Here is a 22,115-nt window from a genome sequence, read left to right on the forward strand (position 1 = left end):
CCATGTTGTCTCCGGTCGCCCTCTCGCCTGCCCGCCCGCGATTCCAGCATCCTGGAATCATCGATTGCGGCACATATTCTTGTATATACAAGATAAGACAACAAATCAGCGAGCCGGGATTACCCTGATCGGAGCCACACCCGAAGCCAAAACCCGCCCCCTTTTTTCTGGCGGATGCCGACCTTGAAACGAAAAATCGCTGCCAATGGAAATTGGCTAGACAAGCGCGGTCAAGTAAACTGCGTGCCATGACCTACCTGCCACCCGCCGCCGCCTACGCACACATCAAGAACTACCTGAAGGACGGACTCAGCGCCGGACGCTGGCCGCCTGGCACGCTGATGCCGTCGGAATCCGAGCTGGTCACCCAGTTCCGCGTCAGCCGCATGACCGCCAACCGGGCGGTGCGGGAACTGCAGGCCGAAGGCCTGGTGGAGCGTGTGCAGGGCGTCGGCACGTTCGCCACCCAGCCCTATCGTGCGTCGTCCACGCTGACCATCCGCGACCTGCACGACGAGATCACGGAGCGGGGCCACCGCCACCGCTCCGACGTGCACATGGCGCGCGCCGAAGTCGTCACCGAGGCATTGGCGCCGCGCATCGGGTTGCCCGTCGGCAGCGAGGTCTTCCACACCTTGATCGTGCATAGCGAGAACGGCGTGCCGCTGCTGTGCGAGGACCGCTACGTCAACCCCGCCCGCGCGCCTGACTATCTCGACGTGGACTTCACCAAGACCACGCCTACCAATTACCTGCTGACTGTGGCACCGCTATGGGAAGCGCAATACTCCATCGAGGCGCAGTTGCCCACCGAGCAGGAGGCCGAGCTGCTGGGCGTCAAGCCAAGCGAGCCCTGCCTGATCGTGATCCGCCGCACCGAAAGCCAGGGCTCGCCGATCACGCTGGCACGGCTGGTGCATCCGGGGTCGCGCTACACCATCGAGGGCTCGTTCAAGCCCTAGGCACGGCCGGGCCGCAATGCGCGCAGATGGTCGATAAACCCGCGGACCTTGGCGCTGACGTGCCGCGTATCCGGATAGACCGCAAAGACCTCGGCCCTTGGCAAGACATGGTCCGGCATCAGGACCTGAAGCCGTCCGCCCTTGAGATGGTCGTCAAGCAGCCACTCGGGCAGCGCTGCGACGCCACAGCCGGCCAGCACAAACGCTAGCAAGGCCGAGGCCGTATCCGCGTGGGCCACGTTGCGGACCCGGATCGTGTGCGGCTTGCCGTGTGGGTCAGCCAGAGTCCATTGCCCGCCCTGCCCCGCGCGATTGGCAAGCCACGGCAGCGCCGCCATCGCCTGCAGCGAATCGGGCGCGCCGGTTGCACTCAGCAGCGCCGAGCTTGCCACGATCACTAGGTTGAAATGCCCGATCGGCTTAGCGCGGTGCCGCGAGTCCTCCAGCGGCCCCACCCGGATGGCTACGTCCAGCCGCTCTGCGATCAGGTCAGCGTGGGTCGAGCTGGCCTGGTAGCTCACCCGCAGATCGGGATGCAGGCGGGCAAACCCGGCCAGCGCGGGAGCGACGACGAGGTTGCCGTAATCCACCGATGCCGTGACGCGCAAGCTGCCCGAGAAGGACGCATGACCAGACCGGACCTGCTCCACGGCCGATTCAGCCTGCCGCAGCAAGACCGAGCAGTCGCGATAGAACCGCTCGCCCGCCTCCGTCAGTGCCAGGCGCCGCGTGCTGCGCGTGAGCAATGCCACCGATAGATCTTGCTCCAGCTGCTTCACGTTGAAGCTGACCACGGCCTTGGTGGTGCCCAGCGTGCCGGCTGCCGCCGTGAACGAGCCACACTCCACCACGGCCACGAACATGGCCAGACGGTTCAGATTGATCACGTTCTCAGCGCTCCATTGTCAAAAATCAGAGAACAGTATATCGGCCACTAGGCTGTTTTCTTATTCCTCCATGGTTTCTAGAATGCCGTCTTCCAGCCTGCACCTGCATGGCGCTTGCCGCCATTGCTCGACTTTCCATGCCCTACAAATCACGCGTTGCGTCGGTCTACCTCCTCGGCTTATTTATCGACCTGGTCAATATGTTCATGGCATCGGTCGCGTTCCCCGATATCGGCCGGTCACTGCAGGCGTCCGTGGGGACCGTTGCATGGGTGGCCAGTGCCTACACGCTGGGGCTGACGCTGGTCATTCCGGCAAGCACCTGGCTGGCCGGCCGCTACGGAGACAAAGCGATCTTCGTGGCATCGCTGGGGATTTTTTCCGCAGCCGCGGCCGGCGCCGGATTCGCCGGCAGCATTGAGGCGCTGATCGCCTGGCGCCTGCTGCAAGGCCTGGGGGGTGGGCTTTTGATTCCCGTCGGGCAAGCCATGACCTATCGCCTCTACTCGCAGGACGAGCGCGCGCAACTGTCAGTGATCGTGATGGCCTGCGCGCTGCTCGCGCCGGCGCTGTCGCCACTGATGGGCGGCTACGTCGTGGACAGCCTGGGATGGCGCTGGGTATTCTGGCTCAACATCCCGCTGGCCTTGGTTGCGCTCGTGCTTGCCGTGCTTTGGCTGCGCTCCGGCGAAACCACCCAGGGACACAGGCCGGACGTTGCCGGCATCGGGCTGGTCAGCCTGGCGCTTGCGCTGCTGCTGATCGGCTTGTCCCGGTTCGAGCACACCGGGCAGACCCGCGTGGGCACCGCCCTTGTCACAGGCGGCGTCGCCGCGGGCTTGCTGCTTTTGCGGCATGTACGCCGGCGGGAGCATCCAGTCCTGGATTTCCGTGTTCTGCGGGATCCGCTGCTCCGGGCAGCCATGGTCGTCTACCTGTTCGTGCCCGGCGTGTTTACCGGCGTCAGCCTGCTCAATATGTTCTTCCTGCGCAGCGTGCTAGGCCTGAAGGCCGTCAGCGCGGGGGCGCTGATGATTCCCTACGCCCTGGCCGCCGCTGCGGGCATGACGCTGGCCGGGCGCCTCTTCAACCGGCTAGGGCCCCGCGCCCTGCTGCTGCCGGCCATGACGGTACACGCGACCGGCATCGCCATGCTGGCGACCGTGAGCGAACCTGGCGAATGGCCGGGCATGGTGGCCGCCTTCTTGCTGATGGGAGCCGGCGGCGGCATCTGCTCGAGCGTTGCGCAAACCCTGGCGCTGCTGAATGTGTCCCCAGCGGGAATGGGCCCCGTCAGCGCAATATGGAATCTGAATCGTCAGTTGTCGTTTTGCGCTGGCGTCGCCATGGCCAGTCTTTTACTGGGCCAGTGGCTGGCCCGGCAAGGCATGGCCGACCTTGCCCTGGCGAGCGACTCCACGGTCCTGACGCAGGTGTTCCATGGGTGTTTTCTCGTCGCCGGCTTATGCTCCCTCGTGCCGCTGCTTGTCGTCTGGCGTCTGGACGACCGGCATCATTGCCAGCCGGCAGCATCGACAACGCTTCCCTAACCCCGGGGCAACCCGCCCTGCCTACTCCTGAAGGAAACACCATCCATGCCTGACATCGCCGCGCTTTGCCTGCGCGAAATCGCCGACACCCATGTGCTGATCGAGCAATGGCTGTCGAACCCCGCTTGCCCCGAAGCCGTACTGGAAACGCTGCTGCAACGGTTTGGTCCGGACTTCAGCATGATCTCGCCGACCGGTGCGCGTATGGAGGCAGGCGGCTTTCCCGCGCTGTTCGCACGACTGCGCGGCGCCCGGCCCGGGCTGCAAATCAGGATCGATGAGTTGACGCTCGTGCATGAGGACGCGCGCTCGGCCACGGTCAGCTACCGGGAGACGCAGGCCTGGAACGCGGGCGCTTCCGAGCGGCGTGCCTCGGCGCTGTTCGTGACTGGGAACGATGCGCTTGTCACTTGGCGACACTTGCATGAGACCTGGGCCTGAGGACACCTGCCTCCCGACGTGCCTGTGGCCGCAGCGGTCGTTCATAATGTGCAGGCAAACCAGGGTGACACCGGGACGAATTCCAATGTCGCCCAGGCAACCGTCAATCAACAAGCCATTTGAACATGAGAATCGCAACCTGGAACGTCAACTCGCTGAAGGTCCGGCTACCGCAGGTACTGGACTGGTTGAGCGAGCAGGAAAAGGCCGATACGCCGATCGATGCCCTGTGCCTGCAGGAGCTGAAGATGCCGGACGACAAGTACCCGCTGGCCGAACTGGAAAGCGCGGGCTTCCACAGCGTGTTCACCGGCCAGAAGACATACAACGGCGTGGCGATCCTGGCGCGCAATGCCACCATGGCGACGCCCACCGACGTGGTGCGAAATATCCCTGGCTTCGACGACCCCCAGCAGCGCGTGGTGGCGGCGACCTATGGCGACGTGCGCCTGGTATGCGCGTACTTCCCCAACGGGCAGGCGCCGGACTCCGACAAGTTCACCTACAAGCTGGGCTGGCTGCAGGCGATCACCGCGTGGCTGCAGGAGGAAATGGTGAAGTACCCGAAGCTCGCGCTGCTGGGCGACTTCAATATCGCACCCGAAGACCGGGATGTGCACGATCCCAAGAAGTGGGAGGGGCAGAACCTGGTGTCGCCGCCGGAGCGCGATGCGTTCCGGGCGCTGGAGGCACTTGGGCTGACCGACGCATTCCGCATGTTCGAGCAGCCGGAGAAGAGCTTCTCCTGGTGGGACTACCGCATGTTTGCGTTTCGCCGCAACGCCGGCCTGCGCATCGACCACATCCTGCTGTCGCCGGCCCTGCGCGAGGCGTGCGGCGCCTGCGTGATCGATCGCGTGCCGCGCACCTGGGAGCAGCCCTCGGACCACACGCCGGTGGTGGCCACGCTCGACCTGGGCTGAGGCGTTGCGCCAGGGCGCCGGCCACCAAGCCGGCGGTCGGCATATCCGGGTAGCCACCGGCTCGCGTCCGGGCGTCTGCACGGCTACACTTGCGGGCATGAAACCGGCTACCTTCCGCCACCGCAACCTCCCCCACCTGCTGCTGCAAGCCCGCGAAACGCTGATGGCGGGCTTCCGGCCCATCCTGCGCCAGCACGGCATGACCGAGCAGCAATGGCGCGTGGTGCGCACCCTCAACGAGCAAGGCGAGATGGAGCCTAACCAGCTCGCCGATGCCTGCCTGATCCTGAGCCCGAGCCTTACCCGCATGCTGTCGAGCATGGAGGAAGCGGGCCTGATCCTGCGCTCGCGCTCCACCACGGACCAGCGCCGCCAGCTGATCTCGCTGACCGACAAATGCCGTGCCCTGATCGCCGAGATGGAGCCGCTGATCGACCGCCGCTATGAGGAGCTCGAGCAGATGATCGGCGCGGAGCGGCTGGGCAAGGTCTATGGCGCGATCGACGAATTGCTGGTGAGCCTCAGCGAACGAGACCCGCAAGCATGACCGCTCCGGTTGCGCAGGGCACAACCGGCCGGATGCTCGGGCGCCTGTTGCCGGCATGGCGTCACCGCGTGAGCCGCGCCTCCTTGCGTGCGGACCTGGTCGCGGGCCTGCTTGGCGCGGTGCTGGTGCTGCCGCAGGGCGTGGCCTTTGCCACGCTAGCCGGCCTGCCGCCGCAATACGGCATCTACGCGGCCGTGATTCCCTGCATCGTGGCGGCCTTGTTCGGCTCCAGCTGGCATGTGATGTCCGGCCCGACCAACGCCAATTCGCTGGCGCTGTTCGCCATGCTGAGCCCGGTGGCATTTGCCGGCAGTCCCGAGTACATCAATCTGGCGCTCGCCGTCACCATCATGGTTGGCTTGCTGCAGCTTGCCGTGGGCACCTTGCGCCTTGGCACGCTGGCCAACTTCATCTCGCCCTCGGTGCTGCTTGGCTTCACCTGCGGCGCGGCAATGCTGATCGGCCTCTATGCGCTCAAGGACTTGTTCGGGCTGGCCGTGCCGACGGGTACGAGCGCCTTCGGTGTGGTGCGCTTTTTGCTGGACAATGCCGACGGCATCAACTGGAGCGCGTTCACGGTAGCGGCGATCACGCTGGCGGTGACCATCGCGGTGAAGCGCGTCTCGCGCCGCCTGCCCTTCATGCTGATCGGCCTGCTGGCAGGCTACGGCGTCGCCCTGCTGCTCAACGCGCCGGGCTGGAGCGCAGGCGCGCACCACGTCAATGTGGTCGGGCCGATCCCGTCGGCCATCCCGCCCTTCCACCTGCCGAATATTTCCTGGCAGGCGATCCCCGACCTGCTTGGCATCGCCGCCGCGCTGACCATCGTGGCACTCGGCCAGTCGATCTCGATCGCCAAGGCGGTGGCGCTGCGCTCGGGCCAGCACATCGATGCCAACCGCGAATTCATCGGGCAGGGCCTGTCGAACATCGCAGGTGGCTTGTTCTCCGCCTATATCTCCTGTGGCTCGCTGAACCGCTCCATGCCTAACTACGAGGCCGGCGCGCAGACGCCGCTGGCCAGCATTTTTTCGGCCTTGCTGCTGGTGGTGCTGGTCACGGCCAGCGCCTCGCTGCTGGCGCAGATCCCGCTGGCCTCCATCGCCGCGATGTTGCTGCTGGTGGCCTGGGGCCTGTTCGATTTCGGCCGGCTGCGCCGCATCGCCAGCCTGAGCCGCACGGAATTCGCCATCGCCATCAGCACCTTTGTCGCCACGCTGGCCATCCGCCTGGAGATGGCGGTCTTGCTCGGCACCATCCTGTCACTGGTGGCCTATCTCTATCGCACCTCGCGGCCGGCGGTGCGCAGCCTGGTGCCAGACGCCGACGACCCCGACCGGCGCTTTACGCCGCTCGACGAACTGCATCGCCCGCAACCGGAATGCCCCCAGCTCAAGCTGCTGCGCATGGAAGGCGCGATCTACTTCGGCGCGGTCCAGTACGTGACGGACCGCCTGCACGAAGCACGCAACGCCCATCCCGGCCAGATCCATCTGCTGGCCATGACCAAGAGCATGAACTTCATCGACCTGGCCGGCGCCGAGATGTGGGAAAGCGAGCTGAGCGAGCGGCGCGCCACCGGCGGCGACCTGTATTTCCATCGTCCGCGCACGCAGGTGCTGCAGACGTGGGACCAGACCGGCTTCGCGCTGAAGCTGGGCGAAGGGCACATCTTTTCCACCAAGCGGCAGGCGCTGCACACCATCATTGCGCGCCTCGATCCCGCAGGCTGTGCGCAATGCCAGGCACGCATCTTCGAAGAATGCGCTAGCCGCCCTGGCGGGCCAGGCTACCCGGCAAAACCGGCTTGAGCACGATCAACGTGATCGGCACGATCAGTGATGAGCAAGGGGAATGAAAAAGAGAAACGCCGGCGGGAAACCGGCGTCAGGCGGCGAGAAGCCGCAACGACTTGAAGCGGTAGCCCGGGATCGGACCGATGACCGGCCCGGACTGGGATCCGCTTCAGAGCGGCGCCACATGGGCGCGCTTGACTACCACTGGCTGGGCGGCGCCCTGCTCGATCAGCACCACCGCAGCACGCTCGATGGTTTCACGTCCGGCGCGGAATGCCTCTTCCAGCGATAACACCTGGTCGGCACTGAAGCCTTCCCACAGCGCTTCACGGGTCACCACGCAAGTGACTGGTTGGCCGTCGACAACGGCGTGAAATAGCAAGCCTTCATTGTTGATATCGTAACGCTCTTGCTCTTGGAACTTGATATCCATCGGTACAGCCCTCCATTGCAAGTGAAGAATCATCCTAACATGGGTCGGCCCGACTCGTCCGCAAAGGCCTACGCTCCGCTCACCCCAAGCAAGACTGCCGAAACCCCGGGCGAGTTCCCACGGCGTGAGTGCCTGAGTTCGGTGCAAGGAGAAGGAATAAGGCTGCCCGGGAATTGCACGTACGACGGCGAAATCGCACACGGCATTTCCAGAGCACCCTCATGCGGGAAAAATTACGCAGGGTGTTTGACAAACTCAAAAACCATGATACAATCTTTTTCTTCGTTGGGGCGTTAGCTCAGTTGGTAGAGCAGCGGACTCTTAATCCGTAGGTCGAGTGTTCGAGTCACTCACGCCCCACCAGCGAATTCTAAAAGCCGGAAGCAGCAATGCTTCCGGCTTTTTCCATTGGCGCGCCAACCCTGCTGGATCTCTCCGTGGGCGTGGCAACCCTGGGCCAACCTCCTCCCACACAACGGCGCATACGCGGGTTGATACCAATTCCGCCGGCTACGCTTTCACGGTTGAATTGCGCCTGGAGCATAATGCGGAACATGGTTCCGCATCACGGAACCCATCCGACATCTCCAGCGTCCCGCGGCAAGCAGGAACAAGGGCAGCAGCGCGACGCAGATCGCCGTGCCCCAACCCGCGCCCGCCCGGGCCGTCATTAGACCTAGAACCCTCGGGAGCCTCTCTTGAAAGCAGTATTGAATGTCGGCAGCGCAGCTTGCCTGGCCCTTCTTGGCCTGTGCCACAGCGCCTTTGCACAAACCTACCCGACCAAGCCGATCCGCCTGATCGTGCCGTTCGCCGCGGGCGGCACCACGGACATCGTGGGCCGCGCGGTGGCCGACGGCATCGGCCGTGAGCTTGGCCAGGTCGTGGTGGTGGAGAACCGCGGCGGCGGCGGCGGCGCGATCGGCGCCGATGCGCTGGCCAAATCCGCGCCCGATGGCTACACGCTGGGCATTGCGACGGTCAGCACCATGGCGACCAACCCCGCCACCAACGCCCGCAACCCCTACGATCCGATCAAGGACTTCGCGCCCATTACCAACCTGGTCAATGTGCCGAACGTGCTGACGATCAACCCCAAGGTGCCGGCCAAGAACCTGCAGGAGTTCATCGCGCTGGTCAAGGCCAACCCCGGCAAGTACAGCTATGCGTCGGCAGGCAAAGGCAGCATCTCCCACCTCGACGGCGAACTGTTCAAGTTCCTGACCAAGACCGACATGGTCCACATCCCCTACCGTGGATCGGGCCCCGCCCTGAACGACACGCTGGCGGGCCAGGTGAGCGGCCAGTTCGACAACCTGCCCTCATCCATGCCGCACATCCAGGCCGGCAAGCTGCGCGCCCTCGCGGTAGCGGCGCCCAAGCGCGTGGATGGCTTGCCCGACGTGCCGACCTTTGCCGAAGCCGGCATGAAGGACATGAACAACATGGCCTGGTACGGCCTGGTGGCACCCGCCGGCACGCCTGCCGCGATCATCGCCAAGGTGCATGACGCTGCCGTGAAGACCTTGCAGGACCCGAACGTGAAACGCCGCCTGGCGGAAAGCGGCGCCTACCCTGACGGCAACACGCCGCAGCAATACGCCGCGCAGATCAAGCGCGAGCTGGAAATGCGCAAGAAGATCGCGCGCGACCAGAACATTACGCTCGAGTAACCGGCGACCAGTAACGAGTAACGTCGCAACGGCCCGGCTGCCTGCAGCCGGGCCTTGCCAGGGCTCGCGCCTTCGGCAAACCCGCCCCCCTCCCTTCCATAAGCCCCTCCCCAAAAACAACGCTTGCCTTGATCTGGCGCATAGCCGGCCAGGCCAATAAGCGGTTCAATACAGTGGGAAGAAAGATTAACTTCGCAGGGTCATCCCAAGTCGGTAGAGTCACCCTGGTCTGACGACCATTTTTGCGGCCATGCCCCCTGCCCGTGGCCATTGCTCTCGAACTACCCAAGCTTTACTCACGAGGATGAAAATGCGCAACAAGACCGTACCCGCCCTGATCATCGCCGCCCTCACCGCCTTTGGCGGCGTGCAGCTGGCGCACGCCCAGAAGAACTACACCGATGGCGGCGACCTTTATGGCGGCGCCCATACCAACAAGACGGACCCGAACAAGAGCGCCGCCAAGTCCGGCAAGTTCGATCCGTACACGGATGGCGCGAAGAAATCGACCAAGTCGAACCTGAACGCTTCCGGCGCCAAGAAGAAGGCCGATCCCTATACGGACGGGGCCAAGGCTGGCAAGCCCGATCCGTACACGGACGGCGCCAAGGCCGGCAAGTTCGATCCCTATACCGACGGCGCCAAGGCCAAACAATAAGCGGAAGCGGCAGGCAGCAAGCAGCCTGTCCCGCCGGATGGTGCGCCAGCGCACCATCCGGGCCGCAGGGAACAGGCAAGATCAGCCAGCGGGATCGAACACGGCAATGCCCAACGCCCGCTTGAAACGCCATCTGAGCCAGATGGCACCGCATGTGGAAATGTGAGAAATGTCCGAGAATGGATTCGGAAGGCCGCCTACAGCGTGAACCGTAGCGCAGGCTTACCCTTTCGCGATCCCGGACCTCTCCCTTTCGGAGACCATCATGCTAGACCTGCTGATCCTAATGGCTTCCTCCCTGGTGCTGGCCGTGCTCATCTTCAAGGGATAAGGGATACCGAAAAGGGATGAAGGCCGGAAGACAACAGAGAAGGTCCAAGCGCAAGCCGCTTCAGGCTGCGGCCAGGGCCGCCTTCGTGCCGCCCATCGTGCCTTCCTCGCGCAAGCGCACGTGCCAGGCCAGCGCCTCCTCGATGAGGTGCGGGGTATGCCCGCCGCGGCGCGTGGCGCGCGTCACGTAATCACGCAGCAACTCCCGATACAACGGATCCGCGCAGTTGGCGATGATCTGCTGCGCGCGCTCGCGCGGCGCCAGGCCGCGCAGATCGGCCAGGCCATGCTCGGTCACAATGATGTCGACATCATGCTCGGTGTGATCCACGTGAGACACCATCGGCACGATGCTGGAGATGGCGCCGGCCTTTGCCATCGACTTGGTGACGAACACCGACAAATGCGCATGGCGCGCGAAGTCTCCCGACCCGCCGATGCCGTTCATCATGTGTGTGCCACCCACGTGCGTGGAGTTCACGTTGCCGTAGATATCGCACTCCAGCGCCGTGTTGATGGTGATCAGCCCGAGCCTGCGCAGCAGCTCCGGATGGTTGCTGATCTCCTGCGGGCGCAGGATCACACGCTCCTTGTACCGATCCAGGTCTGCCAGGAAGCGCGCGTAGACGGCGCTGGTCAGCGTCACCGATGACGCAGAGGCAAAGCGCAGCCGCCCGGCGTCCAGCAACTCGATCGTGCTGTCCTGCAGCACTTCCGAATACATCGTGAGATCGCGGAACGGGGAATCGATCAGGCCATGCAGCACGGCGTTGGCGATCGTGCCGATGCCGGCCTGCAGCGGCTGCAGCGAAGGTGCCAGCCGGCCTGAGCGTACTTCATGCGACAGGAAATCGTTCAGGTGCCCGGCGATCTGGCGCGTTTCCTGGTCGGGCGGCAGCGCATTGGACGGGCTATCGTCCTTTTGCGTGATCACGATGGCGGCGATCTTCGCGGGGTCCACCGGAATAAAGGGCAAGCCGATGCGCTGGTCCACCGAGACCAGCGGAATGGGCTGGCGATGTGGCCGCGCCGTCGGCAGGTAGATGTCGTGCAGGCCTTCCAGGCCGGCCGGCATACTGAGATTGATCTCGACGATCACCTTCTGCGCCAGCATCGCGAAGCTCGCGGAGTTGCCGACCGAAGTCGACGGCACGATGCCGCCGGATTCGGTGATCGCGACTGCTTCCACCACTGCCACGTCTACCGGCGCGATCTGGCGCCCGCGCAGTTGTTCCACGGTTTCGGACAGATGCTGGTCGATGAACATCACCTCGCCCGCGTTGATCTTGCGCCGCAAGGTGGCATCCACCTGGAACGGCAGGCGCCGCGCCAGCACATTGGCCTCGGCCAGCATCTTGTCGGTATCGTTGCCCAGCGAGGCGCCGGTCATCAGCGTGATGCGCAGCGGCTCGTGCGCCGCGCGCCTTGCCAGCGCCTGCGGCACCGCCTTGCAGTCGCCGGCGCGGGTGAAGCCGCTCATGCCTACGGTCATGCCGTCCCGGATCATCGCCGCCGCGGCCTCGGCCGGCATGACCTTGTCGAGCAGGCTGGCCAGCCGGATACGTTCCTTGTACATCTTATGTCTCCATGATGCCCGTCCCGGCCCGTGAGGCCGCGCCGCGCGCCGCGACAAGGCCAGGCGCCCAGTTCGGCTCGCGCTTCCTACCGGCGGGTAAGGCGCAGATAGGCAGTGTAGCCACGGCAGGCACATTCCTGCGGCGATATAAAATCATGAAAACCAGTCGTAAATCTCATACATCCCAACGCCCGCGCCAGGCCGGAGCGGGCAAAGCCAGCCCGCGCACATTGTGCGCGGTGCCGCCCTTTATGCTCTACAGTAGTTAGCACGGTCATGCTGCCAGGACGCAGGCAACACACGACGCGCGTCGCGCGGTGCCTGTGGCGGCAACGGACTGCCAAAACAGCCGTCTGGGGGAGAGACACCATGCTGGCGGAAAGCGAAGCGCGACAGGCCCAGTTGCTGGCCGACCTGATGCAGTTCGCCCAGGGCCGCCTGCCCGGCGACGTGTTCGTCCAGGCCGAGCCATTCCTGCGGCACTACTACGACCTGGCCGACGCCGAAGACCTGCTCAAGCGCAACGTGGCCGATCTCTATGGCGCGGTCATGGCGCACTGGCAGACCGCCCAGCGCTTTGTCCCGGGCAATGCGCGGCTGCGCGTCTACAACCCCAACCTCGAGCAGCACGGCTGGCACTCCGACCACTCGGTGGTGGAGATCGTCAACGACGACATGCCGTTCCTGGTGGACTCCGTCACCATGGAGATCAACCGGCTGGGGCTGGCCCTGCATTCCGCGATCCACCCGGTCTTCCGGGTCTGGCGCAACGCGGATGGCACCATCGCCAAGGTGGGCCTGGGTGGCGAGGGCGACACCACGGCGAGCGAGCCCGCCGGCGGTCCCCGGCTCGAATCCTTCATCCATTTCGAAGTGGACCGCTGCGGCGACACCGCCACGCAGGAGGCCTTGCGCAACGGCATCGCCCGCGTGCTGGGCGACGTGCGCGCCGCGGTGCAGGACTGGCCGGCGATGACCGCCATCACCCGCGCCACCATCGACACGCTGGCGCAGGGCCCGGATGGCAACCGGCCCGATACACAGGAAGCCTGCGCCTTCCTGCAGTGGATGCTGGACGAGCATTTCACCTTCCTCGGCCAGCGCGACTATGAACTGGTCACCCAGGACGACCGCTTCTTCCTGCGCGGCGTGCCCGGCTCCGGCACCGGCATCCTGAGCGAAAGCCTGCACCCGCCCGAGGAGGACACACTGACCGAGCTGCCCGCGGCGGCCACCTCGGTCATCGAAGACAGGTCGCCGATCTTCGTGACCAAAGCCAATTCGCGCTCCACCGTGCACCGGCCCGGCTACCTGGACTACGTCGGCATCAAGCTGACGGACGCCAACGGCAAGCTCTTTGGCGAGCGGCGCTTCGTGGGCCTCTACACCTCCACCACCTACATGATGTCGTGCGAGGACATCCCGCTGGTGCGGCGCAAGTTCGGCAACATCCTGGCGCGCGCGGGCTTCCTGACCAAGGGTCATCTCTACAAGTCGCTGGTGACCATCATCGAGCAATACCCGCGCGACGAACTGTTCCAGGCCGAGGAAGACGAACTGTTCCACATCACGCTGGGCATCCTGCGCCTGCAGGAACATCAGCGCATCCGCCTGTTCGTGCGACGCGACCGCTTCGACCGCTTCGTCTCCTGCCTGGTGTTCGTGCCGCGCGACAAGTACAACACGGATCTGCGCCAGCGCATCCAGAAGCTGCTGATGACCGCCTTTTGCGGCAACAGCTGCGAGTTCACGCCGCAACTCTCCGAGTCACCGCTCGCGCGCATCCAGCTGATCGTGCGCGGCGAGCCTGGCACCATGCCCGAGGTCAACCCGGACGAGCTGGAAGAGCGCATCGTGCAAGCCGCCCGCCGCTGGCAGGACGACCTTGCCGCCGCCCTGCTCGACAGCACCGGCGAGGAGCAAGGCAACCGCCTGCTGCGCCGCTACGGGGACTCCTTCCCGGCCGGCTACCGCGAGGACTACCCGGCCCGCATCGCCGTGCGCGACATCGAGCTGATGGAGGCGGCACAGGCCACCGGCGGCATCGCCATGAACCTGTACCGGCCCATCGAAGCCGCGCCCGGCGCATTCCGCTTCAAGGTCTACCGCGCCCGCGAGCCGATCGCGTTGTCGCTCAGCCTGCCGATGCTGGAGCACCTTGGCGTGCGCGTGGACGAAGAGCGTCCCTACCTGATCGAGCCCAACGGCGCGGCACCGGTGTGGGTCCATGATTTCGGACTGGAAATGGCCGATGGGGTCGCGGCCGGCATCGACCTTGGCGCCGATATTGCGCGCATCAAGGCGCTGTTCGAGGACGCCTTCGCGCGCGCCTGGAACGGTGAGATCGAGAACGACGACTTCAACCGCCTGGTGCTGCGCGCCGAGCTCGCCGCGCGCGACGTGACCATCCTGCGCGCCTATGCCCGCTACCTTCGCCAGGTCGGGTCGACCTTCAGCGATGCCTATATCGAGCGGGCGCTGACCGGCAACCCGGCTATCGCCTCGCGCTTCGTGGAACTGTTCGTCGCGCGCTTCGACCCCGCCACGGAAAGCGCCCGCGCCGCGCGCTGCGAGCGCCTGCAGCAAGCCATCGGCACAGAGCTGGACCAGGTGCCCAACCTCGACGAAGACCGCATCCTGCGCCTGTTCCTGGGCGTGATCAACGCCACGGTGCGCACCAACTATTTCCGCCACGGCCCCGACGGCGGGCCGCGCCCTTACCTGTCGTTCAAGTTCAACCCTGCGCTGGTGCCCGGCCTGCCCGAGCCGCGCCCGATGTTCGAGATCTGGGTCTACTCCCCGCGCGTGGAAGGCGTGCACCTGCGCGGCGGCCCGGTGGCGCGCGGCGGCCTGCGCTGGTCCGACCGGCGCGAGGATTTCCGCACCGAGGTGCTGGGGCTGATGAAGGCCCAGATGGTGAAGAACACGGTGATCGTGCCGGTGGGCAGCAAGGGCGGGTTCGTGGTCAAGCGCCCGCCGCCAGCGAACGACCGCGACGCCTTCCTGCAGGAAGGCATTGCCTGCTACCAGACCTTCCTGCGCGGCCTGCTCGATGTCACCGACAACCGCGTCGCCGGCACCTTGGTGCCGCCGCCGGAAGTGGTGCGTGAAGATGGCGACGACCCCTATCTGGTGGTCGCCGCCGACAAGGGCACGGCCAGCTTCTCCGACTACGCAAACGCGATCTCCGCGGAGTACGGCTTCTGGCTCAGCGACGCGTTTGCCTCGGGCGGCTCGGTCGGCTATGACCACAAGAAGATGGCCATCACGGCGCGCGGCGCCTGGGAATCGGTCAAGCGCCATTTCCGCGAGATGGGCGTCGACATCCAATCCACGGACTTCACCGTCGCCGGCATCGGCGACATGTCGGGCGACGTGTTCGGCAACGGCATGCTGCTGTCGCCCCATATCAAGCTGGTGGCCGCGTTCGACCATCGCCATATCTTCCTCGACCCCAACCCCGACCCCGCCGCCAGCTTGCGCGAGCGCCAGCGCATGTTCGAGTTGCCGCGCTCGAGCTGGGCGGACTACGACATGAGCCTGGTCTCCGCCGGCGGCGGGCTGTTTCCGCGCTCCGCCAAGACCATCGCGATCACGCCGGAGGTGCAGGCGAGCCTTGGCATCAGCGCGAGCGTGCTCTCGCCCGCCGAACTGGTCCACGCGATCCTGTTGGCGCCGGTCGACCTGCTCTATAACGGCGGCATCGGCACCTATGTCAAATCCAGCCGCGAGAGCCATCTGCAAGTGGGCGATCGCGCCAACGACGCGGTGCGCGTCAACGGCGCCGAGCTGCGCTGCAAGGTGGTGGGCGAAGGCGGCAACCTTGGCTTCACGCAGCTTGGCCGCATCGAGTTCGCACTCAATGGCGGGCGCATCAACACCGATGCGATCGACAACTCTGCCGGCGTCGATTGCTCCGACCATGAGGTCAATATCAAGATCCTCCTGGGGCTGGTGGTGGCGGACGGCGAGATGACCGAGAAGCAACGCAACAAGCTGCTCGCGGAAATGACTGACGAAGTCGGCTTGCTGGTGCTCGAGGACAACTACTACCAAAGCCAGGCGCTGTCGGTTGCCGGGCGCAACGCCGCCGCGCTGCTTGATGCGGAGGGCCGGCTGATCCGGTGGCTGGAGCGCGCCGGCCGCCTCAAGCGCGCGCTGGAATTCCTCCCGAGCGAGGATGAACTGGGTGAGCGCAAGGCCGCCGGGCTGGGCCTCACCTCGCCCGAACGGGCGGTGCTGCTGGCCTACAGCAAGATGTGGCTGTACGACGAGTTGCTCACGTCGGCGCTGCCAGAGGACCCACTGGTGGCCGGCCTCCTGCCCGCCTATTTCCCGCAGCCGCTGCGTGAGCGGCACGCCGACACCATGCTGCGCCATCCGCTGCGCCGGGAGATCCTGGCCACGCACCTCACCAACACGCTGGTCAACCGCATCGGCGCCACCTTTGTCCACCGCATGCAGGAAGAAACCGATGCGCGGCCCGCGGACATCGTACGCGCCTGCCTGATTGCGCGCGACGTATTCGGCCTGGACCCGCTCTGGCTGCGCATCGACGCGCTGGACAACCAGGTCGACGATGACGTGCAGGCGCGCATGTTCGTCGCCGTGGGACGCCTGCTGGACCACGCCAGCCTGTGGTTCCTGCGGCATCCGCACGCGGGCGGCCCCACCGATGGCGACAGTGCGCGCTACGCCGAAGCCGCGGCCTGGCTCACACCGCAGCTACCCGCACTGCTGGCCGGGCCAGAGGCCACCGCGCTGGCGCAATGGCGGCAAGACCTGACCCAGTCCGGCGTGGACGATGAACTGGCCCTGCGCGTGGCTGCGGGAGAAATCTCCGCGGCGGCACTGGATATCGCCGAGGTGGCGGCGGCCACGCAGCGCAGCCTGGCGCTGGTGGCAGGTGTCTATTTCGCGCTCGATACGGAGTTCAGTTTTGGCTGGCTGCGCGAACGCGCCCTGGCTTTGCCAGCCGACAGCCATTGGGACCTGCTGGCGCGCACCACGACACTCGAAGACCTCGGCCGCCTCAAGCGCGCGCTCACGGTCAGCGTGCTGGCGCAGCCACAGGCACTGGATACGCCGGCACAACTGATCGAGGCATGGCGCGGCGGGCGCCAGGCGCAGATCGAGCGTTTCTCGCGCATGCTGGCGGATCAGCGTGCATCGGGTGCGGCCGGCTTGTCGATGCTGTCGGTGGCGGTGCGGGAAATCGGCTTGCTGGAACGCAGCCAGCAAGCCGGGTAGACGCAGGCACGGCCGATTGGCGACAATGGGGGCCTTAGCCAGCGCGCTTGCACCGGACCCCCGATGAACAAACCCGTCAAAGCCGCGATTGCTGCGGCGATCGTCGTCGCTGCCACCAGCTACGCCAGCCCCTACTGGACGCTCTACCAGATGCGCGCTGCCATCGAAATGCGCGATGCCGACAAGTTCTCCCGCTATGTCGACTATCCGGCCCTGCGGGAAAGCCTGAAGGCGCAGCTGACGTTGTCCCTGCAGCAAAAGCTCGGCACGCCCGCCTTGCAGAACATGCCCTTTGCCGGCATCGGGCAGGCAATCGGCCTGGCGGTCATCAACACCATGATCGACACCATGGTGTCGCCCGCCGGCGTCATGGCGCTCATGGCCGGCGAGAAGCCCGCCACGGCGCCGCAGCCAGCACCCCGCGTGCGCCCTGCCCCCGCACCTGCGGAAAACAAGGGCGAACCGGCCGGGCCCGCCAAGGAGGAAGCCGCCAAGGACGCGCTCAAGTACAGTTTGTCCTATCGTGCGCTGAACACCGTGGAAGCCTCGGCCACCAAGGACAATGGCGACCGCATTCTCATTGGCCTGACGCGCCAAGGCATATGGACGTGGAAATGGAGCAGCGTCGTGCTGCCGGAGCTTTCCAAGCCTTAGGCCATATTTGGCCTAAGGCCTCTTTTGGACCTTAGGCCCCTTTTGGACCTTAGGCTTTGATGCCAGGATTCACCGGCCCCATTTCGCCTCGAGCAGCACCGCCGCCTTGATGGCGTCGATGGTCTCCTCTTCGGTCTTGAAATCGCCCAGCAGCCGCTTGGACTTGCCGCTGAGCACTGCCGCCTGGAGCGCCTTGCCGGATGCCTCCGACGTGCCCGGACTCCAGCAATAGCGCGCCGTCCATGAGCCATCCTGCAAACGCTCGGCCACCCAGATGACGCGAAAATCCTCGAACACTACCCCGAAAGGCTCGTCTTCGTTCATTGCAACCTCCACAACACGCGATCGCTCCCCTCGAACACCACGGCAGTGCGCGCGCGTGCCGTGTCAGCATCATCGCCCGGTCGGGATCGGCGTCGGGCCGGGTGATACGTCGCCGTCGGTGCGGCGATCTGGTTGATCGCGAGATGCTAGCACGCAGCCTCGCCGCCGTGTCCGCCATGGCGCACTACTGCTCCGATCGTGGGGTATCTAGTCGACAGGGATCTCGTGGCTGCCGTGCGCCAGCAGGCTCCCTGGGCTGTCGCCGAGCATGCGCGGCCTGCGCGGCTGCAACTCCAGGCCCAGGCGGATGAGCAGCTCGAACGCATCCGCCAGCAGATGCTGCTGGCGCGGCAACAAGCTGGCATAGGGCATGTCGTAGATGGACTGGTGCGAGCCACGCGCACCTTTGAGGCCGCGATCGCGGGCCATGTCGGACAGCAGCGCGGCAAAGCCGCTCAGGTCCTCGGCGGCCAGGGCGGTGTTTAGCACCGCGGCCAGCACATGGGGCGATGACGAACCCCACCCCATGGCATCGGCATTTGCGGCGCATTCTTCGGAAGCATCGAATGAGTTCATACCCGGATTAACGACAGCGATCCCGCGCCATGTAGGCTGGCCGGAGAAACTTCTGCCCGAGCCAATGCATGGCCAGGACGGCCTGCCAGGCCACCAGGATCAATCAGTCAGCCCGCGGCATAGGCAACATGGTCGACCGTCGCATCGATCAGCCGGCAAGCGCGCGCCTGCGCCCGGTCAGCGACTTCCATGAGTTCGCCCTGCTCATGCCCCACCCACGACTGCAGCGGCGACGGATTGCGCACCGCGCCTTTGGCCTCCTGGACGATCGAGGCACTCACCAGGCATCCGCGCTCATGCTGCTGTACCGAGATCAAAATCACGTAGCCTCGGTAATGCTGTGTTCTGGATTCATTCATTGCGTCTCCCTTTGCCGGCCATCGTAGCATGCCGCAGCGCAGCGTCCGGCCAGCCGGGGCAAGGGGCTGCCGGGCCTAGGTCCGGTCCTGCGGGCGATCCTGTGGGCGGCGCCCCATGCGCCAGACATTGGGCGGCTCGCCGTGGGCGGCATTCTGGAACATCCAGGCGCCGCAGACCGTGCAGCGCCAGGGCCGGTCCACCCAGCGCGAGTTGATGTCCATGCCAAGTGCGGCCGCACCCGATGCGGCCAGGTTCTCATGCGGCTCCACCGTGGTCGGCGCACCAACGAGAAGATGGCAGAGATCGCAAGCGTGCATGCCTTACTCCAACAAAACGCTCACTCCAGCGAGGGCGGAGTGCCAAAGGGATCAGCGCTCTGCTGGCCCGGCACCTCGGTCAGGTCGAACTCGTCACGCGCCTTGTCCACCACGGCCCGGATACTCCTTTCATAACCCGCGGCATTGCCGAAGGCCTTCATATCCCAGTTGCGCCCGCGCGCATCGCGCGCATGCGCTTACGGTGCCGGCACCCGGATCTTCGCGCCGTCCTCCACAATGTCATCAATACGCTGGATGCGCCGGCTCACCTCGTCTTGCAAGGCCCTGGCAGCACGTTCGCGCTTGGCCATCCCCTACTCCTATCCTATGCGTTCCACGCGGTAAACGGCATCCGGCCAAACCAGTGCCCCCGGGACCCTGCGCATCGCAAACGTCTGCCTGAAAAGACATGCACACCGCACGGTCGATGGTTTGATTGTAGAGTCCGCCGCCCCTTCACGACAAACCAGATTGACCTGATTGATCGGAAAAAGGCTTCGCTAACCCACCACGTCATTGGTCACCGCGACCGCAACGGGCGGGTGCACCTCACCGAACACGGACAAGCGAATGGGCATGCCTGCCAGTATGTTGGCAATGTCCTGCTCCGTGGGCTGCCAGAAAGAGTGCATCACGCCATGCGCCGCATCGAGGTGCACCGGCAGCCCCGAGAATTCCCCGTCCCTGGCGGCATCCCAGTCAAGGGGCTCGCCGACCACGAGGTTGGTGTGCTTGGTTTTCACGGGTGGCATCATGGCGCTCTCCACTGTGGAGCGAGCTCCGTGATGTAAGGAGCTGCTCAGCCCCCGCTGGGATCGCCAGCGGCAGCCATCATCCAATGGTGAAACATCTTGCCGGCAAGAGCATCGGACAGATGCATTAGTCCGTTTAGCGCTACCCGCGTGCCACCACTAGCGCGGCAAGGCAGGCGAGGATGATCAGTCCAGATATCCGGAAGTAGAGATGCTTCGCCCAGCTCCGCGTGTAGCCAATGTAATTGACTACGGCGTCAGCAACCTGTGCTCCGAGAAAAGCTAGAAACCCACCCATTCTGACTCGCCGGATAGTCTGGACGCCGCTACGTTAGCACGGGCCACGGACGGCCTAGCCGGATGCCAACAGCCCAGCTATACTGTATATCCATACAGTGTTTTCTGAGTGAAGCTATGTTCACCTGCGATCCTGGCGTCATCTATCTCTACACCCGCAACACCGGCCACACCCACGGCGCGGCCATCGCGTGCCAGACCCTGACCGTGGACGACCCACTGCTCACGGCGGATACCTGGAACCCGGAAGCCGAGGCCGCCGCGCAGGCCGCCGGTGCAACGCTCTATCTGATGGGCATCGACACCGCCGCACTCAAGGCCCTGCCCCGTCCTATCGACAGCCTGGTGATCGAGCACGATGGGGCACGGCTGCGCTTCGCACTAGCGGAAGGCATCGACTTTCTCGATGCGAGATCGTTACGCGTGCGCACACGGGGCGAGCGCCACTATGCCACTCGCGAAGAGCCGGCCGATCCGTATTGGGCCACGTGGGGCAAGGCAGCTTCATCGGCCTGGCGTGACTCGCCGGCGATTTAGGGAAGGGGTGACTGCGCGACAGCGGAGGCTGCGTCGATTCGAAGAGATTAAGGCGAATTCGATGATGCTTGTTGCCGCGTGTTTTTGTCGGGCTAAATGTTGGCGTTTTGAACAGGCAACAAAAAACCCGCACAACAAATGCTGTGCGGGTTTTTCTTAATACTGGTCGGGGCGAGAGGATTTGAACCTCCGACCACCTGCACCCCATGCAGGTACGCTACCAGGCTGCGCTACGCCCCGAAAGAAAAAGATTATATCAGAAGCTTTTTAAAAATGGCTAGTCATTAGTGCACTTTTTATTCGTGCTTCGCGATCTGTTGAAGCTGCGCGAGCAGGTGCTGCACTTCTACCAGTTCGTTGCGCAGGTTGTTGAGGTCGAGCGAGAAAACCGGCGCTTCACCGGCGGCTTCTGCTGCCAGCGCTTGTTCGTCCTCGGTGGCGGCATGGCTGTGCTGCCGCCCTTCGTCGAGGCGATTGCGAGCACCGTTGATCGTGAAGCCCTGCTCATACAGCAGGTCGCGGATGCGCCGGATCAGCAGGACTTCATGATGCTGGTAGTAGCGCCGGTTGCCGCGTCGCTTGACGGGCTTGAGCTGCGTGAACTCCTGCTCCCAGTAGCGCAGCACATGCGGCTTGACGGCGCAAAGCTCGCTGACTTCCCCAATGGTGAAGTAGCGTTTGGCGGGAATCGGCGGCAACAAGATGCGTTCGCTGGATCTTTCCGACATACGGTGAATGGGCGGGCTTCAGGCCGTGCCGGGAGAGGTTGTGGTGCTCGCGCGGACTAGCGCGCAAACAAGCGTGATACACGGATTCAGCAGGATAACGAGTCGTCACGCTGCTGGCAAACCATCAGCCGGGCACCGCTACCAGGCCGGCACGCTCTTCCACCAGGCCCTTGAGCTTCTGGCTGGCATGGAACGTCACCACGCGTCGTGCCGTGATAGGAATGATTTCGCCCGTCTTGGGATTGCGGCCGGGACGTTGCGGCTTGTCGCGCAGCTGGAAATTGCCGAAGCCGGAGAGCTTGACGCTGTCGCCCTGTTCCAGCGCTTCGCGAATCACGTCGAAGAAAGCTTCGACCATGTCCTTGGACTCGCGCTTGTTGAGACCAACCTGGTCGAACAGCATTTCAGCGAGCTCGGCCTTGGTAAGGGTCGGCACTTCGGCAACGCGAGCGTCGGAAGTATCTTCGTCGAGCGAGGCTGCCTGGCGGTCGCCTGCTTCACCCATTGCAGAGGCCATGAGATACGCGTGTCGATCGTTCATTGT

21 protein-coding genes, 2 tRNA genes and 1 pseudogene are annotated in these 22,115 nt (G+C 64.8%); 12 read left to right on the forward strand and 12 right to left on the reverse strand.

Going from position 1 to position 22,115, the window contains the following annotated elements; all coding sequences use genetic code 11:
* Positions 1-248: 248 nt before the first annotated feature.
* A complete protein-coding gene (gene hutC / locus AC07XB_RS22430) occupies positions 249-962 on the forward strand; it encodes a histidine utilization transcriptional repressor HutC (RefSeq protein WP_174422728.1) in 714 nt (237 codons plus the stop codon).
* On the opposite strand, the gene AC07XB_RS22435 is transcribed toward hutC, so the two are convergent.
* Positions 959-1,849: a LysR family transcriptional regulator gene (locus AC07XB_RS22435; RefSeq protein WP_492830868.1), complete on the reverse strand. Its 891-nt coding sequence runs from the start codon at positions 1,847-1,849 to the stop codon at positions 959-961. The genes hutC and AC07XB_RS22435 overlap by 4 nt on opposite strands.
* Positions 1,850-1,986: 137 nt before the next feature.
* On the opposite strand from AC07XB_RS22435, the gene AC07XB_RS22440 reads away from it, so the two are divergent.
* From AC07XB_RS22440 to AC07XB_RS22460, 5 genes are all read left to right on the forward strand, one after another.
* On the forward strand, positions 1,987-3,399 hold the full coding sequence (locus tag AC07XB_RS22440) for an MFS transporter (RefSeq protein WP_492830869.1): 1,413 nt from the start codon (positions 1,987-1,989) through the stop codon (positions 3,397-3,399).
* 45 nt (positions 3,400-3,444) lie between these two features.
* Complete coding sequence (locus tag AC07XB_RS22445; protein WP_492376224.1) at positions 3,445-3,840, forward strand: hypothetical protein; 396 nt, start codon at positions 3,445-3,447, stop codon at positions 3,838-3,840.
* A gap of 125 nt (positions 3,841-3,965) precedes the next feature.
* The gene (xth, locus tag AC07XB_RS22450) at positions 3,966-4,763 is read left to right on the forward strand and encodes an exodeoxyribonuclease III (RefSeq protein WP_492376223.1); all 798 of its coding nucleotides are present in this window, start codon (positions 3,966-3,968) and stop codon (positions 4,761-4,763) included.
* 97 nt (positions 4,764-4,860) lie between these two features.
* On the forward strand, positions 4,861-5,310 hold the full coding sequence (gene hpaR, locus AC07XB_RS22455) for a homoprotocatechuate degradation operon regulator HpaR (RefSeq protein ID WP_492376222.1): 450 nt from the start codon (positions 4,861-4,863) through the stop codon (positions 5,308-5,310).
* Positions 5,307-7,121: a SulP family inorganic anion transporter gene (locus AC07XB_RS22460; RefSeq protein WP_492807698.1), complete on the forward strand. Its 1,815-nt coding sequence runs from the start codon at positions 5,307-5,309 to the stop codon at positions 7,119-7,121. The genes hpaR and AC07XB_RS22460 overlap by 4 nt, the downstream gene beginning before the upstream one ends.
* Before the next feature lie 154 nt (positions 7,122-7,275).
* Here the strand turns inward: AC07XB_RS22460 and AC07XB_RS22465 are convergent, their stop codons facing one another.
* Complete coding sequence (locus tag AC07XB_RS22465) at positions 7,276-7,539, reverse strand: DUF1488 family protein (protein WP_006159541.1); 264 nt, start codon at positions 7,537-7,539, stop codon at positions 7,276-7,278.
* A gap of 287 nt (positions 7,540-7,826) precedes the next feature.
* Between AC07XB_RS22465 and AC07XB_RS22470 the strand changes: the two genes are divergently transcribed.
* From AC07XB_RS22470 to AC07XB_RS22480, 3 genes are all read left to right on the forward strand, one after another.
* Positions 7,827-7,902: transfer RNA gene (locus AC07XB_RS22470), tRNA-Lys, on the forward strand.
* 335 nt (positions 7,903-8,237) lie between these two features.
* Positions 8,238-9,212: a Bug family tripartite tricarboxylate transporter substrate binding protein gene (locus tag AC07XB_RS22475; protein ID WP_174422736.1), complete on the forward strand. Its 975-nt coding sequence runs from the start codon at positions 8,238-8,240 to the stop codon at positions 9,210-9,212.
* Between the two features lie 310 nt (positions 9,213-9,522).
* Positions 9,523-9,870, forward strand: a complete 348-nt coding sequence (locus AC07XB_RS22480; RefSeq protein ID WP_492374717.1) for a hypothetical protein — start codon at positions 9,523-9,525, stop codon at positions 9,868-9,870.
* A 391-nt stretch (positions 9,871-10,261) separates the two neighbouring features.
* Here the strand turns inward: AC07XB_RS22480 and scpC are convergent, their stop codons facing one another.
* Complete coding sequence (gene scpC, locus AC07XB_RS22485) at positions 10,262-11,776, reverse strand: succinyl-CoA:acetate CoA-transferase ScpC (RefSeq protein ID WP_492374718.1); 1,515 nt, start codon at positions 11,774-11,776, stop codon at positions 10,262-10,264.
* 369 nt (positions 11,777-12,145) lie between these two features.
* On the opposite strand from scpC, the gene AC07XB_RS22490 reads away from it, so the two are divergent.
* Together AC07XB_RS22490 and AC07XB_RS22495 are read left to right on the forward strand one after the other, a co-directional pair.
* Positions 12,146-17,026 (forward strand): NAD-glutamate dehydrogenase, encoded by a 4,881-nt coding sequence (locus AC07XB_RS22490; RefSeq protein ID WP_492830870.1) that lies wholly within the window; start codon positions 12,146-12,148, stop codon positions 17,024-17,026.
* Between the two features lie 63 nt (positions 17,027-17,089).
* The gene (locus AC07XB_RS22495) at positions 17,090-17,680 is read left to right on the forward strand and encodes a DUF2939 domain-containing protein (RefSeq protein ID WP_492807708.1); all 591 of its coding nucleotides are present in this window, start codon (positions 17,090-17,092) and stop codon (positions 17,678-17,680) included.
* Positions 17,681-17,749: 69 nt separating this feature from the next.
* Here the strand turns inward: AC07XB_RS22495 and AC07XB_RS22500 are convergent, their stop codons facing one another.
* The 6 genes and pseudogenes from AC07XB_RS22500 to AC07XB_RS22525 form a co-directional block, all read right to left on the reverse strand.
* Positions 17,750-18,004: a hypothetical protein gene (locus AC07XB_RS22500; RefSeq protein ID WP_441630569.1), complete on the reverse strand. Its 255-nt coding sequence runs from the start codon at positions 18,002-18,004 to the stop codon at positions 17,750-17,752.
* A 207-nt stretch (positions 18,005-18,211) separates the two neighbouring features.
* Complete coding sequence (locus tag AC07XB_RS22505) at positions 18,212-18,580, reverse strand: hypothetical protein (RefSeq protein ID WP_492374721.1); 369 nt, start codon at positions 18,578-18,580, stop codon at positions 18,212-18,214.
* A gap of 107 nt (positions 18,581-18,687) precedes the next feature.
* A complete protein-coding gene (locus AC07XB_RS22510; protein WP_150983934.1) occupies positions 18,688-18,939 on the reverse strand; it encodes a hypothetical protein in 252 nt (83 codons plus the stop codon).
* Between the two features lie 75 nt (positions 18,940-19,014).
* Complete coding sequence (locus AC07XB_RS22515) at positions 19,015-19,257, reverse strand: hypothetical protein (protein ID WP_492807709.1); 243 nt, start codon at positions 19,255-19,257, stop codon at positions 19,015-19,017.
* Between the two features lie 20 nt (positions 19,258-19,277).
* Positions 19,278-19,568, reverse strand: a pseudogene (locus AC07XB_RS22520) (hypothetical protein).
* A gap of 189 nt (positions 19,569-19,757) precedes the next feature.
* The gene (locus AC07XB_RS22525; RefSeq protein ID WP_492374724.1) at positions 19,758-20,012 is read right to left on the reverse strand and encodes a hypothetical protein; all 255 of its coding nucleotides are present in this window, start codon (positions 20,010-20,012) and stop codon (positions 19,758-19,760) included.
* A gap of 411 nt (positions 20,013-20,423) precedes the next feature.
* Here AC07XB_RS22525 and AC07XB_RS22530 point away from each other — a divergent pair, with 411 nt between their 5' ends.
* Positions 20,424-20,843 carry a hypothetical protein gene (locus AC07XB_RS22530; protein ID WP_492374725.1) on the forward strand — a complete coding sequence of 140 codons (420 nt, stop codon included), beginning with the start codon at positions 20,424-20,426 and terminating at the stop codon, positions 20,841-20,843.
* 163 nt (positions 20,844-21,006) lie between these two features.
* Here the strand turns inward: AC07XB_RS22530 and AC07XB_RS22535 are convergent.
* The 3 genes from AC07XB_RS22535 to AC07XB_RS22545 form a co-directional block, all read right to left on the reverse strand.
* A tRNA-Pro gene (locus AC07XB_RS22535) sits at positions 21,007-21,083 on the reverse strand.
* Between the two features lie 56 nt (positions 21,084-21,139).
* The gene (locus AC07XB_RS22540) at positions 21,140-21,571 is read right to left on the reverse strand and encodes a MerR family transcriptional regulator (RefSeq protein WP_492374726.1); all 432 of its coding nucleotides are present in this window, start codon (positions 21,569-21,571) and stop codon (positions 21,140-21,142) included.
* A gap of 124 nt (positions 21,572-21,695) precedes the next feature.
* Entirely contained in the window at positions 21,696-22,076 is a 381-nt protein-coding gene (locus AC07XB_RS22545; RefSeq protein ID WP_492374749.1) for an integration host factor subunit alpha, read from the reverse strand.
* Positions 22,077-22,115: the final 39 nt, after the last annotated feature.

This window comes from Cupriavidus sp. GW821-FHT02F09 (assembly GCF_059421605.1).